This window comes from Hymenobacter perfusus (assembly GCF_003944765.1).
In the GTDB taxonomy this organism is placed as follows: domain Bacteria; phylum Bacteroidota; class Bacteroidia; order Cytophagales; family Hymenobacteraceae; genus Hymenobacter; species Hymenobacter perfusus.
This window is the reverse complement of the sequence record NZ_RWIU01000002.1, coordinates 510,320-523,915: the sequence shown is the minus strand read 5'-3', so window position 1 is coordinate 523,915 and position 13,596 is coordinate 510,320. Positions and strand designations below refer to the sequence as shown.

Sequence of the window (13,596 nt, the reverse complement as noted above, 5' to 3'; positions counted from 1 at the left end):
TCCCCGGCTTTAACTCCAACTTGCTCCTAGATGTTGCCGACTACCGTCATGGTGCTCAGCGTGGGCGAGGCAGCTCCCCCGGCATCTTCCACCGTTACGGCGAAGGCCTGGGCACTGGCAATGTCCTTCATCTGCTGGATACTGTCGCCGGCTGCGGTAGCCGAGGCCAGTACGCCGGCATCCACCGGTTTGCCGTTATCGAGGGCCCACAGCTGGTACTGCTTGCCTTCGGGCAGCGCGGGCAGGTTGCGGACGTCCACGAATACCGCTTTGGTCTGGGTGTTGTAGTACACGCGGGCCAAAGCCTCGGGGGCTTTCGGGGTGCCTTTCAGCTCTACGGGGCGGAAGGCCTCGTTGCGCAGTACCGACAACTGCTGGTCCCGCTCGTTGAGGGCCGCTTTCTGGGTAGCCGCGTAGCGCGACTGTTCCGTCTGGGCTACCTGTAGGTTGGCTTCCGTTTCCTTCAGTCGACTGTACAACAGATAGTTGCCCAGCGCACTCAGCATCAATAGAGCCACCGAGGCGGCAATCATCAGGCGGATGCGGCCGGGAGCTTCGGCGGCGGGCAGCTGCCGGACCACCGCCTCCTGCTGAGCCGGAGCGGCTACGGGCTCCGACACGGGAGACACGACCATTCGGGGCGAGGCTACCGGAGCATCGGCCGTCTGAATGGTTTTTTCCTGCTCGGCCGTAGCCCGGATGGCCTGCTGCCAGCCCGCCAGCACCCGTTCGCGCATCCCGTCGGGGGGCGTTACGGCGTGGGCTTCGGCATAGACGTCCAGTCCGCCAATCACCTGTTTCAACTCCCGGGCTACGTCCGGGTGTTCCCGCGCGATACGCTCCACTTCGGCGCGTTCGGCCTCACTGAGTACGCCCAGAGCGTATTCTTCGAGGATGCCAGATTCGATGTAGTCCTGTATGTTCACGATTACCGAATCAGTTTAGAAAGTACTTTGATGGCCGCCCGGGCACGGGTTTTCACCGTCCCGAGGGGGAGATTCAGTTCTTCTGCCACTTCGCTTTGCGTAAATCCGCCGAAATAAAGCAGGTCCACGATTTGTCGCTGGTCCGGATTCAGCTTGTTCGTGATTTCCTGCAGACCAATGTGCTCAGGCCGGAATGATGGTTCGGCGGCCTGGCGCAGCGCTGCACTTTCCTCTATTGGCTGCGTACGACTACCTACGCGGTACTGGCGGGAGCGGATTTTGTCGATGGCTAAATTTCGGCACACATTCATCACCCAGGTAAACAAACGCCCTTTTTCGGCGTCATAAGACGGGAATGAGTGCCAGATTTTCACCATGGCTTCCTGGAGTACGTCCTCGGCGGTTTCTTCCTTCTTCACGATGCGCAGGATAACGCCGTAAAGGGCCGAGGAGTATTTGTTGTAGAAGATGGTCATGGCCCCTTCGTCCCGGTCGCGCAGACGCTGCACGAGTAGAACTTCGGTTTCGAGGGCAGCTGACTCAGGAGTAGAAGCGGACACGGGCAGCAGCTAAGGGAAACAGGGACGGCACAAGCGGCCAAACCCTGCGGATGAAACGAAAGTACACGATAAACCTAGATTTCAGCACAACGGTCCCGTAAAGTACAGTACCGGCGCGCAACCACGTTGCTACGGCCGGCCGGGCAGCGAAGTTGCAATGCCGCTACAACCAGACTGCCGTTGAGCTTGTTTTACGTCCTCTCTCCCACCCGTCATTCCTTTTCCTTTCCTGCTGCTATGCCCATCGAATCCTTCAACCCCTACACCGGCCGCGTCGAGCGGCGTTTCCGCGCCTTCAGCTGGGCCAAAACTGAGCGGATTCTCACCCAGGCCCACCGGGCATTTGCCGAGTGGCGCACCACGGATTTCGCCCACCGCGCCCGCCTGATGCACCGCGCCGCCGAGCTGCTGCGCGAGCGGCAGGACGAGCTGGCCCGCCTGATGGCCGTGGAAATGGGCAAACCCATTGCCGACGGCCGCGCCGAGGCCGTGAAGTGTGCTTTGTGCTGCGACTACTACGCCGAGCACGCCGAGCAGTTTCTGGCCGATGAGGAAATCAAGACGGATGCCCAGCGCAGCTTCATTGCCCACGAGCCCATTGGCGTAGTGCTGGCCGTGATGCCCTGGAACTTCCCGTTCTGGCAGGTGGTGCGCTTTGCCGCCCCGGCCCTGATGGCCGGCAACGTGGGTCTGCTCAAGCACGCCTCCAACGTGCCGCAGTGCGCGCTGGCGCTGGAGCAGATTTTCCACGATGCCGGCTTCCCGCCCGCCACGTTCCGCACCCTGCTCATCGGCTCCGATTTGGTGGAAAAGCTCATCGAGGACGACCGGGTGCGGGCCGTGACGCTTACCGGCTCGGAGCCGGCCGGGGCGGCAGTGGCGGCCACGGCCGGCCGCCAGATCAAAAAAACCGTGCTGGAGCTGGGCGGCTCCGATGCCTTTATCGTGCTGGCCGATGCCGACCTGGAAGTGGCCGCCAAAACTGCCGCCCAGGCCCGTATGATTAACGCCGGCCAGAGCTGCATTGCCGCCAAACGTTTCATTATTGAAAAGCCGGTGCTCAAGGAATTCATCTCGAAGATGAAAACCCACCTGCTGGCGTTTCGCCCCGGCGACCCGCTCGACGAAAGCACCCAATACGGCCCCCTGGCCCGCCCCGACCTGGCCGACGAGCTGACCCAGCAGGTGGAAGATTCGGTGCGGCAGGGCGCGAAGGTGGAGCTATACGGCGGCCAGAGCAAGCCCGGCACCGCTCTGTTCCGCCCCATGATGCTCAGCCACGTAAAACCCGGCCAGCGCGCCTACTCTGAGGAGTTCTTCGGTCCCGTGGCCATCATCCTGGAAGCCCGGGACGCCGACGATGCCATCCGCCTCGCCAACGACTCCCGCTTCGGGCTGGGCGGCTCCATCTGGACCGCCGACGCCCGGCGCGGCCAGGAACTGGCCCGCCGCGTGGAGGCCGGCGCGGTGTTCGTGAATAGCTTGGTGAAGTCGGCGCCGGAAATGCCGTTCGGGGGCATCAAGAAATCAGGCTATGGGCGGGAGCTTTCCCACTTGGGCATCCGGGAGTTTGTCAACCAGAAATCCATCTGGGTGGCGAAGGACGAAAAACCGCAAGCGAGCAAGAAAGTAGAGTAGAACCTGATAACACTTTGTACAACAGCCCGGCAGCCTGAGAGAGGACTCAGATGACCGGGCTGTTTCGTTGAATTCTTACAAGGACCAAATATCAACTTTGCAATTCAAAGTAATTTGCTTTACTATTACATTCTAATTCCGCGAGGACAGTATCAGGAACAGAAGTTTAATAATTACCCGTGCATGGAATATTTCGTAGCGCAGGATTCGGTAGTGCGCCGCATCTGGGGCAAGGCCGATACGGTGCTGTTCATTTTTGCCGGAGCCGCCGCCGAGTTTGCCGTGAACAAGGCCGTGGACTGGCTCTACTTCACCGGTCGTCTGCCCGCCGACCCGCTGGCCCGCCTATTTTCGACGGTGGAGTACGCCCGCCGGATTGTATTTGCCGACCGGGCCGGGGCCGAGCAGGCTATTGACACCATTGCCGCCATTCACGCCGCCGTGGAGGCCAAGCGCGGCCAGGCCATTCCGGCCTGGGCCTACCGCGACGTGCTCTACATGCTTATCGACTATTCCATCCGGGCGTTTGAATTGCTGGAGCGGCAGCTCACGGAGCCTGAAAAAGCGGAGGTATTCGACGTGTTTTGCCGGGTGGGCCAGCGTATGGGCGTTCCGGAGCTGCCCGCTACCTATGCCGCCTGGCTCCCGGACCGCCAGCTTCATCTGCAGCAGGACCTTCTGCACAGCCACTTTACAACTGATTTGTACCGGCAGTACCGCCGACACCTGGGGCCGCTGCGCTACCAGCTGCTGTTGCAGGGGCAGCGGCTGGTAGTGCCTACGGTGGTCAGGCAGCAACTACGGCTGGGGCAGCATGCCTGGCTCCGGGCCGTGGTACCGCTGTACCGCTACGCGCAGCACGCGGCACTTTTCCGGTGGCTGAAAACCAGCCTGCTCCCGCCAGCCTACCGCGCTCAGATTGCCGCTCTGGACGTGGTGCCTGCGGCCACGCTTTCCCAGGCGGCCTAGCCGGGCCGGCCAGCAGCAGCTACGGACAGTGTTTTTCGCCTGATGTCAGCATCCGGCACTTTCCCGGCGGCTGTTAACTCACGTAGCCGAGTACTTTGTACACCATGTATCCGGCTACTTCGTGCAGCAGAATGCTCCACAGGCTCAGGGGCTGGTCGCCGGGCAGCACCCAGTACGCGAGGCTGGGTTTTCGGTCGGAGGAGTAGTAGCCGGCCGGAAAAGGGGTTGGGTGCAACCCCACCTTCGCAAAGCAGCCAATGGCCCGGCGCTGGTGAAAAGCGGAGGTTATCAGTACCGTTGACTTGATTTCCGGATGTTGGGCCAGCAGCTCTTTGGTGAACAATGCGTTTTCGCGGGTATTGCGGCTGCGGGTTTCCAGCAAGATATCCTGCCGGGGTACCCCGGCCAAGCGCAGCAGCACTTCCAGCTCCTTGGCTTCCGTCTGCGCTACCGGGCCATTCAGTGCTCCTGAGCCGCCGGTGATAATGATACGACGGATGCGGCCGGCCCGGTAAAGCCAGAGCGTGTGCAGCAGCCGGTCGGCTCCTTGTTGCACGTATACCCGGTCGTGCGGTGATTTGCGGCCCTCGGTGATGCCCGTGAGCAGAATGCCCGCGTCGTGGTAGCCCAGCTGCCGTAGCGTGATGGGCGGCTTCTCCCAGGCCAGCATAGCCTCGTTGATAAGAGCCGGATTGGTGAACAGCAGCAACCCGGCCGCCGCCGCCCACAACAACCGAGGCCGCCACCGGGCGTTCCGGATCAGTACCCCAGCCAGCAGCAGGCCCACCAGCCAGATAGTAGGCGACAACAGAAAATCCAGAACCTTGGAGAGCATAAAGAACATAGCCGCGAAGCTACGGCAGGATTTCCGGCCCTCACTTCGCGGCCACCAAACGTCACTTGCCCGCCTCTTTATACCGGTGCGGCCACAGTATCGGTGCAGGACTGAAGCTGTTGCAGCATTTGCAGGACTTCCTCTTCCGTGCGCAGCGTATCACATTCTACCAATTGTCCTCGGCAGTACGACACAAAAAACGGGGCCACTTTGGTATCCATCATTTTGCGGGCTACCGGGTTTTCACTGGCATCCAGCCGCAGGAAGGCAGTGGTCTGGTAGGTGGTATCCAGCGCAAATTGCTCAAAGGGCGGGGCCAGCAGGTCACAAACCGGGCAGTTGGAGGAAGTGAATTTGGCCAGCACCCGGGGATAATCGTGGATGAGCGTGCGTAACCCCTCATCGTTAGTGTCAATGACTTTCATGCGGTAAGCTGATTGGTAGAAGCGGTGCGGAACCGGAGCCGGCGAAATGTCCTCCGCAGACAAAAATTTCGTCCCGGGAAATTCCTTCCCGAGACGAATTTATTTTCCTAAAACGGGAAAAAAACCGGCTTAGTTTTTTTCCAGCATCATCTGGCGGATGTACTTCACCGGAGCACTACCGAAACCAAGGAACTGCTCGTGAAAGGTTTTGAGGTCGAATTTAGCTCCCTGCTGCCGTTTCAGCTCCTCACGCAGGTCATAGATTTCGGTGGAGCCGGTGAAGTAGCTACTCAGCTGCACCTGGCTCAGAGTGGCGCGCAGCCACTTGTTGCGGGCCTCGGCCTCCTCCTGAAACCCGTCGCGGCGGAGCGTGGCCACCGTTTCGGCTTCCGTGATGCTGCCGGCCTGCACCTCGTGGTCGAGGATGGCGTTGAGGGTCACGCGCATGTTCCACTTATCCCACATCAGCCAGATTTCGTCGGTGTTGCCGCCATAGTCACTTTCCAGCATCATGCGCTCGGTGTACACGGCCCAGCCCTCAATCATGGCCCCGTTGCCGAAGATGGATTTGATGAGAGAGGGGCTGCGATTGGCGTACACCAGCTGCGTATAGTGGCCCGGAATGGCCTCGTGAATGTTCAGAATCTGCAGAGTGTAGGTGTTGTACTCGCGCAGGTAGCTCTCGGCGCGGGCGGCGGGCTGGCCGGTGAGCGGCTCCACATTGTAGTAGGTGTTGGCGGCCTTGTCGTAGGGCCCGGGGGCCGAAATGCTGGCTCCGGCCCCGCTGCCGCGCATGTACAACGGCGTTTCGCGCACTACCAGCGGCTTGCTTGGGTCCTGGGTGAGCAGCTTATGGTCATCCACCCACTTTACCAGCGTAGGCATCTGGTCCTTCACTGCCTGCACGAAACCCTCGGGCGTGGCGTGCTGCTGCGAAAGGCGACCAATCACCTGCTGCACCACGGCCAGCGAGTCGGCAGGGCGGGTCTGGCCGGGGAAGTATTTCGGGTAGAGGCGTGTCGCCCGCTTTTTCATGTCGCGCAGCAGTTCCTGCTTGTGCTGCAGGGCCTTGCGGTACACCTCATCGGCGGAGTAGGTGGACTGGATATCCAGCGCAAACTTGCGGTCAAACAGCGGCTTGCCGATGCGAAACGACCGGAACTGCCCGGCCGGCAGCACCTGCTGCTGCAAGAAGCGCACGTAGCCTTCCATGGCCAGGCGGGTAGTAGCCAACCGGGCCAGCAGATCCTGCTTTTCCTGGGCCGTGAGGCCGGATTTCGCCACCGAATCCTGCAACGCCTGCCCGAACACCTCCAGTCCGCCCTGGTTCTGGCGGATGGCCAGGTCGGTATGCTCGCGGGTGGGCCGTTCCAGGTTGGTTTTGGCCGCCTCGTAGTAATCCACCACCCGAATCAGCTTGCCACTGATGGCGCGCAGCCGCCGGTCGAGGGGCCAGTAGCGGCCGTTCAGGATTTCGGCCACCGAGCCCCCGATGTTGTAGTTGGCCGGGTTCCACTGCCAGTCGCGCAGCGTATCGGCGTAAAAGCGCGCCGACTGCAGATAGTTCTGCATCAGCCGGAAATCGGTCTGGTTGTTCACCGACAGGTTTTCGAGCGGGTAGGTTTCCATCTCTTTGCGCCGCCGGGCCAAAGCCGCCGCTTCCATCTGTCGGCGGCCGGCGTTGGGCACCACCAGCAGCGAGTCGTAGCGGTGGTAGCCGGCGCCGCTGGCCCACTCGGGGTTGTAGTACCACAAAGAGTCAATGAAGCGTGACTTGTACCGGTCGAAGTCGGCATCGGCCGTGGCGGGGGTGCCGGAAGTGGGTTGGCTGCCGGAGTTGCAGGCGGCCAGGGCCAGCAGGCCGGCTAGGGGCAGAAAACGGGAAACGTAGCGGTGGGGCATATACGGACGAGTTTGAAACGCAAGGTAGTGCCGAATGGACGCGGATTAGTGGCCGGCGTTGCGGCATTTATAAGAAAGCAAACGGCTACCTTGGCTGCCTGTCAACCTTTCCAGCCCCATCTGCTACCCCGCCGCTGCGGCAAAGCAGGAGCCAGCCACCGGATGCCACCACCACGCGTCGGGTTCCGGCGCGGGCGCTTCGGGCGGCTTTTCCCACCTGTTTTTTTCCGTCCCAATGTCTACCGTCACCCTCAGTCGCCGCCGTTTCCTGCACACGCTTGCCGTAGGAGCGGCGGGTACCCTGTTGCTGCCGGCCTGCGTACGCGCCGGGGCCTCGGATGCGGGCTCCTGGCTGGTGTATATCGGCACCTACGGCCCCGCCGAGCAGGACAACATCTGGCTGTACCGGCTGGATGCGGCTACCGGGGCCCTCACGCGGGTAGCCGGAGCCCGGGGCGGGGCGGCCCCCTCCTACCTGACGCTGGATGCCCGCCACCGCTTTCTGTACGCCGTAAACGAGGTGGATAACTACCAGGACACCCCCAATGGCGGGGTCAGTGCGTTTGCCATCAACCAGCAGAGCGGGGGCCTTACCCTGCTGAATCAGCAGGCATCAGCGGGAACCATTCCGTGCTTTATCAGCCTCGATCCGCAGGGCCGGTACGCACTGGTGGCCAACTACGGCAGCGGCACGGTGGCGGCCCTGCCCCTGAACCCCGATGGCACCCTGCAAACTGCCTCCTCCCAGGATCAGCACACCGGCCGGGGGCCGCACAAAAACCAGAGCAACGCCCGCGCCCACTGCATCGTGGCCGGCCCGGGTGGCAAGCACTTTTTCGCCGTGGATCTGGGCACCGATACCGTGTACGGCTACACGCTGGAGCAGGGCCGCCTGCAACGCACAGCCACGCCCGCTTTCCAGGCCAAACCCGGCGCGGGGCCGCGCATTCTTACCTTCCACCCCAGCCGGCCCCTGGCCTTCCTCATCAACGAGCTGGATTCTACGCTTACTTCCTTGGCTTACGATGCGCACCAGGGTACGCTGCGCGAAATCCAGACGGTGCCCTGTCTGCCCGCCGACTTTACCGGCTGGAATGCCTGCGCCGATGTGCACGTGTCGCCGAACGGGCGGTTTGTGGTGGGCTCCAACCGGGGCCACAATAGCCTGGTGGTGTTTGCCCTGGATGAGGGCACCGGCCGCCTCGCACTGGTGGAGCACGTGGCCCTGCCCGGCAAAACGCCCCGCAGCTTCACCTTCGACCCCAGCGGCCGGGTGGTGCTGGTGGCCCACCAGCAGTCTGATACCGTGGTGACGTACTTTGCCGATGCCCGCACCGGCCGCCTCACGCCCACCGGCACCAGCGTGGCGCTATCGGCCCCCGTCTGCCTGCAGGTGTACCCCGATTTTCTCCGCTAACCCCAAACGGCCGCCGCAATAAAACCGCCCCGACCACACATTTTCCGGACACGTTTTTGCCGGCTTCGGCGTTTCCCCGACAGCGGGCAGATAGCCGGCTTCTTCTGCATATGCGCTTCTATTTTTCTACTGATTTACGGCTGGCCCGGGTGGGTGTAGTTATGTTGTTGCTGAGCTTGACACTCACGCTCCAGGCCCAACAACCGGCTTCCGTGCGCCGCCTCGATGAAAGCAACGGGTTCCGGGGCCTGCGCTTCGGCTCTCCGCTCACCGAAAGCCTGCACCTCAAGCTGCTGCAGGACAAGGGCGACGAGAAGATTTACGAGCGGGAAGGCGAGGACCTGCGCGTGGGCCGGTTCTCGGCCGCCCGCATCCATTATAAGTTCTTCAAAGACCAGTTCGCTACCGTCACCATCATTGTGAAGGGTCCCGAGCACACCGGCCAGGTGCTGCCCATGTTCGAGGGCCTCTACGGTCCCGGCCGCCCCGATGGGTTCAGCCACAAGTGGCAGGGCAGCCTAGTGGCCCTTTCCTGCGCCTCTCTGCCCAACGACCAGGTGATTCTGGCTATGAGCAGCCTGCCGCTGACCGCCCAGATGCAGCAGGCCAAAGCTCCCGTCGGCACCACCAAGCTCAAAATCAAACGCAAGTAAAGTCCCCCACCAGAACGTCATGACGTTCTTTTCGGAATGATGCCCTTACGGACAGTTCTGCGCTTCCCAAACCGCAGCCGCCGGAAACCGGCCACCCAATGCGAAACCACCGCTTCGCGCTACATTCGCCGGATAAACTGCTTTCCTGCCATGCGTCGCTTCTCCCCGCTCCTGCTTTCCGGTATTCTGCTCAGCCTGTCTTCGGCCGGGTGTTCTTCTACCCCGCCCGAAACCAGTCGTCCGGCGGCCGCCGACGCCCCGCCCGCCATTGCCGTGGAGCCGGCCGCTTCCGTAGCGCAGGCTCCCGGCCGCTTCCCCGAAACGTTTGAGCAGGGCACCAAGGGCGCCTACACCGAGGCCGACGAGCAGCTGCAGTCCGGCTCCTGGCACTTCACCGAGGCCCTCATCGGCTCCTCCGACCAAGACCACAAGCGCGGGGAGCACGCCGCCCGCCTGCGCACCCGGGGCCGCCTGCGCATGAACTTCGATGCACCCAGCGGCGTGCGCACCATCCGCATCAGCTCGGCCGCCTACGGGCAGGACACGGCCAGCACCTGGGAGTTGTGGGGCAGCGTGGATGGCGGCCGCACGTTCCGCCGCATCGGGGCACCGGTGCAGGCCAAAGGCGCGCGCCTGCTCACCACCACCTTCCAGGGCACCACGCCCGGCCCGCTGCGGCTGGAAATCCGCAAGACCGACGGTGGTTCCGGCCGGCTGAACATTGATGATGTGGTGTTGGAATCCGGCGCGGGCACGGCCGTGGCGGGCGGCAACACCACGTCAGCTCCCGCTACGCCTCCGGTTTCAGCTCCTGCTTCCCCGCGCGTTCAGCCGGCTCAGGCCCCGTCCGTTTCCACCGATAACGACAATATGGGCCTGGGTAACCCCAGCGGCGCCACGGCCAGCCTGAGCAGCTCCACCAACTACCTGCTGGTGAAGCCCCAGTTCACCATCGGCTACAACGCTCAGCGCGGCACGCCCACCTGGGTGAGCTGGCACCTCACCCGCACCGACATCGGCTCGGCCCCGCGCCAGGATGACTTCCGGCCCGACCCGGCTTTGCCCCGGGAGTTTTACCAGGTGACGCGCAACTCCTACGCGGGCTCGGGCTTCGACAAGGGCCACAACTGCCCCTCGGCCGACCGCACCCGCGAACTGGACGACAACTCGGCCACTTTCCTGATGACCAACATGCTCCCGCAGGCCGGCAACAACAACCAGCGCACCTGGAGCAGCCTGGAGGAATGGACCCGCGGCCAGGTGCAGCGCGGCCAGGAGGTGTACGTCATCATGGGCAGCTACGGCAAGGGCGGTACCGGCACCAACGGCTTCAAAACCACCATTGATAACGGCCACGTAACGGTGCCGTCCCGCGTCTGGAAGGTGCTCGTGATTCTACCCGAAGGCAGCAACGACGTGCAGCGCATTGCCGCCGGCCAGGCCCGCCTGCTGGCAATAGACACCCCCAACGACCAGTCCGTGAGCCCCGACTGGAGCCGCTACCGCGTCAGCATCGACGCCATTGAAGCCGCTACCGGCCTGGATTTGCTTAGCAAAATTTCCCTCGCCGCCCAGGACAGTCTGGAGGCCCAGGTAGATACCGCCCCAACGCGGTAACACCCTGTAGAGACGCGTATTCGCGTCTCCCCGTTGAACGCCCCCCGTTGAAAGTTAGCCGGTGGGCAGCAAGTGCTATCCGCGACCAAGCGCCAATACCCGTTCCTACATAGGTTGATGAACTATTCCGCTGGCGGGCGCGTACCTTTGCCTTGATGCGCCCCACCGCACCGTCGTTTTTTCCTTGAGACATCCCCGCCCATTCTGCCCTTCCCTGGGGGTGGAATGGGCGTTTTTTTGGGCTTCCGGCCACTTCTTGCATGCTTACTCAATCCGTTTCCTCATCGGCGCTACGCCCCCGGCATACCTACCGGCTGGCGGTGGGCAGCACCTTTCTGCTGCAAGGCCTGTGCTTTTCTACCTGGGCCGCCCGCATTCCCACGGTGCAGCAGCAACTGGGCCTTTCCGATACCGAGCTGGGGGGCGTACTGCTGGCCGTGCCGCTCGGACTGGTAACCTCACTGCCGCTCACGGGCTGGCTGGTGGCCCGCTTCGGGAGCCGGTTGATGGCCGTGCTGGGCGTGATGCTGTACGCGCTGGGCTTGCCGCTGCTGGGGCTGGCCGCCTCAGTGCCCCAACTGCTGGCGGCGCTGGTGCTGTTTGGGGTAGCCAGTAACATGGCCAACATCAGCGTGAACACCCAGGCCGTGGGCGTTGAGGGCATGTACGGCCGCTCCATTATGGCTAAGTTTCACGGCGTCTGGAGCCTAGCGGGGTTTGCCGGCTCCGCCATTGGCGCGTTTATGATTGCTCACCACGTGGCGCTCCTTCCGCACTTTCTGCTGATATCCGGCGTGGTGCTGCTGGGGCTGCTGGTGGCCCGGCCGTTCCTGCTGCCCCAGGACGCGCCCCGCGAAGCCGACGCCCCCATCTTCGTGCTGCCCGATAAATCCTTGCTGCTGCTGGGAGTGCTGGCGTTCTGCTCTTTGCTCTGCGAGGGCACCATGTTCGATTGGAGCGGCGTGTATTTCCGCAAAGTAGTGGAGGCGCCGGCCGCGCAGGTAGGCGTGGGCTTTGCCGCCTTTATGAGTACCATGGCCGCCGGCCGCTTTATTGCCGACTGGTTCACGGACCGCTTCGGGCGCACCCGTACGCTGGTCCTCAGCGGCTTGCTGGAAGCGGCTGGCCTGCTGCTGGCGGTGGCTTTCCCAAGCTTCCTGACGGCTACCATTGGGTTTATGCTGGTGGGCTTGGGCGTATCGTCGGTGGTGCCGCTGGTGTACGGGGCGGCCGGGAGGTCCAAAACGATGTCGGCCGGCGTGGCGCTGGCGGCGGTTTCCACGGTTGGTTTTGCCGGTTTCCTGCTGGGCCCGCCGGTTATCGGACTGGTAGCCGGCGCCACTAGTCTGCGCGTGTCCTTCTCCCTGATTGCCGTAATGGGCCTGGTTGTGGCGCTGCTGGCCCGCCGCGTGAAGGAAGAATAAGTACGTTATGCAGAGCGGAGCATCCTGCGTACCGCTGCTGGAATAGCATCATAACATCCGCACGTAAGGTTCCTCGGCAAGCCCGGAATGACGTTCTTTAGGTGCTCTTACCACGCGTATTCCCCGCTCCCATGCCTGCTTCCTCCGAGAACATCTACACCCCGCGCCAGCAGTACGTGCTGCTGATTCTGTGCCTGGTGGGGCTGGCCGTGCTGATTCTGGTGGGGTTGGGCAGCTACCTTACGGCATTCCTGGGGGCCGGCATTCTGTATGTGGTGCTGCGGCCCTGGTTTCAGGCGCTGGTACACCGGCGGGGCTGGAACCGGCAGGTAGTCACGGGCGGCCTGCTCACGTTTTCCTTCGTGGTGATTATCCTGCCCTTCACGGCCCTTAGCCTCATGCTGGTCAGCCGCATCCGGGCCTACGCCCAGGATACCAGCCAGATTATGGCCGTGCTGCACAAAATCGAGCAGAAAACCGGCTACCAGTTCACCACCGAGCAGGGCGTGCGCGGGCTGGTGCAGCAGAGTGTGAGCTGGCTCAGCGGCCGGATTCCCTCCCTGGCCAGCGGGCTGCTGCACTTCACGGTAATTATCGGGTTGATGCTGTTTACGCTGTATTTTATGTTCACCCAGGAGGAAGGCTTTTTGCGGGGCCTGCGCCGCTACCTCCCGTTCCGGGCCGGCACCCTGCGTGAGCTGGGCGACTCGCTGCGCAACACAGTGAATGCCAATGTGCTCGGGCAGGCCCTCATTGCCTTCGTGCAGGCCTCGCTCACGGGCCTCACCCTCTGGATTTTTGGGGTCCCCGATGCGTTGTTCTGGGGTACGGTGGCGTTTTTCACGGCGTTTATTCCGGTGCTGGGCACGCCGCTGGTATGGGGGCCGGCCGCCATTCTCAAGCTCACCCAGGGCCACACCGGCCAGGGCATGGGCATTCTGCTGGTGGGCGGCATCGTCATCATGAACATTGATAACCTGCTACGCATTTTCCTGGCCCGGCGCATGGGCAATATTCACCCGCTCATCACGCTGGCGGGCGTGGTGCTGGGCGTCGAAATCTTCGGGATTCTGGGGCTGGTGCTGGGGCCGCTGCTGCTCTCCTACTTCATCGTGCTCATCACCGTATTTGAGCGCGAAAACCGCATCCGCCGCCGCACCCGCCTGGGCCACCCGCTGCTACCTGCTGAAACTGAGGAGCCATTACCAGCCGGCTAACCAGCCAGCCGCA

12 protein-coding genes are annotated in these 13,596 nt (G+C 62.8%); 7 read left to right on the top strand and 5 right to left on the bottom strand.

What is annotated here, in order from left to right; translation table 11 throughout:
* Positions 1-26: 26 nt before the first annotated feature.
* Positions 27-926 (bottom strand): anti-sigma factor, encoded by a 900-nt coding sequence (locus EI293_RS08340; RefSeq protein ID WP_125436673.1) that lies wholly within the window; start codon positions 924-926, stop codon positions 27-29.
* Positions 927-928: 2 nt separating this feature from the next.
* Complete coding sequence (locus EI293_RS08335; RefSeq protein WP_246010580.1) at positions 929-1,486, bottom strand: RNA polymerase sigma factor; 558 nt, start codon at positions 1,484-1,486, stop codon at positions 929-931.
* Between the two features lie 237 nt (positions 1,487-1,723).
* On the opposite strand from EI293_RS08335, the gene EI293_RS08330 reads away from it, so the two are divergent.
* Together EI293_RS08330 and EI293_RS08325 are read left to right on the top strand one after the other, a co-directional pair.
* Positions 1,724-3,124 (top strand): NAD-dependent succinate-semialdehyde dehydrogenase, encoded by a 1,401-nt coding sequence (locus EI293_RS08330; protein ID WP_125436671.1) that lies wholly within the window; start codon positions 1,724-1,726, stop codon positions 3,122-3,124.
* Positions 3,125-3,307: 183 nt separating this feature from the next.
* Positions 3,308-4,093 (top strand): oxygenase MpaB family protein, encoded by a 786-nt coding sequence (locus tag EI293_RS08325; protein WP_125436670.1) that lies wholly within the window; start codon positions 3,308-3,310, stop codon positions 4,091-4,093.
* Positions 4,094-4,166: 73 nt separating this feature from the next.
* On the opposite strand, the gene EI293_RS08320 is transcribed toward EI293_RS08325, so the two are convergent.
* The 3 genes from EI293_RS08320 to EI293_RS08310 all read right to left on the bottom strand — a co-directional run bounded on the left by EI293_RS08320 (position 4,167) and on the right by EI293_RS08310 (position 7,255).
* On the bottom strand, positions 4,167-4,928 hold the full coding sequence (locus EI293_RS08320; RefSeq protein WP_170170307.1) for a YdcF family protein: 762 nt from the start codon (positions 4,926-4,928) through the stop codon (positions 4,167-4,169).
* A 77-nt stretch (positions 4,929-5,005) separates the two neighbouring features.
* The gene (locus EI293_RS08315) at positions 5,006-5,416 is read right to left on the bottom strand and encodes a thioredoxin family protein (protein WP_125436668.1); all 411 of its coding nucleotides are present in this window, start codon (positions 5,414-5,416) and stop codon (positions 5,006-5,008) included.
* A 66-nt stretch (positions 5,417-5,482) separates the two neighbouring features.
* A complete protein-coding gene (locus tag EI293_RS08310) occupies positions 5,483-7,255 on the bottom strand; it encodes a DUF885 domain-containing protein (RefSeq protein ID WP_125436667.1) in 1,773 nt (590 codons plus the stop codon).
* Positions 7,256-7,490: 235 nt separating this feature from the next.
* On the opposite strand from EI293_RS08310, the gene EI293_RS08305 reads away from it, so the two are divergent.
* The 5 genes from EI293_RS08305 to EI293_RS08285 all read left to right on the top strand — a co-directional run bounded on the left by EI293_RS08305 (position 7,491) and on the right by EI293_RS08285 (position 13,583).
* Positions 7,491-8,672, top strand: coding sequence for a lactonase family protein (locus tag EI293_RS08305; protein WP_125436666.1), 1,182 nt, complete (start codon positions 7,491-7,493; stop codon positions 8,670-8,672).
* Between the two features lie 110 nt (positions 8,673-8,782).
* On the top strand, positions 8,783-9,325 hold the full coding sequence (locus EI293_RS08300) for a hypothetical protein (RefSeq protein ID WP_125436665.1): 543 nt from the start codon (positions 8,783-8,785) through the stop codon (positions 9,323-9,325).
* Positions 9,326-9,475: 150 nt separating this feature from the next.
* Positions 9,476-10,942, top strand: coding sequence for a DNA/RNA non-specific endonuclease (locus tag EI293_RS08295; protein ID WP_170170306.1), 1,467 nt, complete (start codon positions 9,476-9,478; stop codon positions 10,940-10,942).
* Positions 10,943-11,202: 260 nt separating this feature from the next.
* Positions 11,203-12,366, top strand: a complete 1,164-nt coding sequence (locus EI293_RS08290; protein WP_125436663.1) for an MFS transporter — start codon at positions 11,203-11,205, stop codon at positions 12,364-12,366.
* 131 nt (positions 12,367-12,497) lie between these two features.
* Positions 12,498-13,583: an AI-2E family transporter gene (locus EI293_RS08285; protein WP_125436662.1), complete on the top strand. Its 1,086-nt coding sequence runs from the start codon at positions 12,498-12,500 to the stop codon at positions 13,581-13,583.
* The last annotated feature ends 13 nt before the right edge of the window (positions 13,584-13,596 follow it).

Bases quoted from the DNA above. Each gene is read 5' to 3' on its own strand.
- EI293_RS08320 (WP_170170307.1), bottom strand. From the start codon at position 4,928: ATGCTCTCCAAGGTTCTGGATTTTCTGTTGTCGCCTACTATCTGGCTG.
- EI293_RS08310 (WP_125436667.1), bottom strand. From the start codon at position 7,255: ATGCCCCACCGCTACGTTTCCCGTTTTCTGCCCCTAGCCGGCCTGCTG.
- EI293_RS08305 (WP_125436666.1), top strand. From the start codon at position 7,491: ATGTCTACCGTCACCCTCAGTCGCCGCCGTTTCCTGCACACGCTTGCC.
- EI293_RS08300 (WP_125436665.1), top strand. From the start codon at position 8,783: ATGCGCTTCTATTTTTCTACTGATTTACGGCTGGCCCGGGTGGGTGTA.
- EI293_RS08325 (WP_125436670.1), top strand. From the start codon at position 3,308: ATGGAATATTTCGTAGCGCAGGATTCGGTAGTGCGCCGCATCTGGGGC.
- EI293_RS08285 (WP_125436662.1), top strand. From the start codon at position 12,498: ATGCCTGCTTCCTCCGAGAACATCTACACCCCGCGCCAGCAGTACGTG.
- EI293_RS08295 (WP_170170306.1), top strand. From the start codon at position 9,476: ATGCGTCGCTTCTCCCCGCTCCTGCTTTCCGGTATTCTGCTCAGCCTG.
- EI293_RS08330 (WP_125436671.1), top strand. From the start codon at position 1,724: ATGCCCATCGAATCCTTCAACCCCTACACCGGCCGCGTCGAGCGGCGT.
- EI293_RS08290 (WP_125436663.1), top strand. From the start codon at position 11,203: ATGCTTACTCAATCCGTTTCCTCATCGGCGCTACGCCCCCGGCATACC.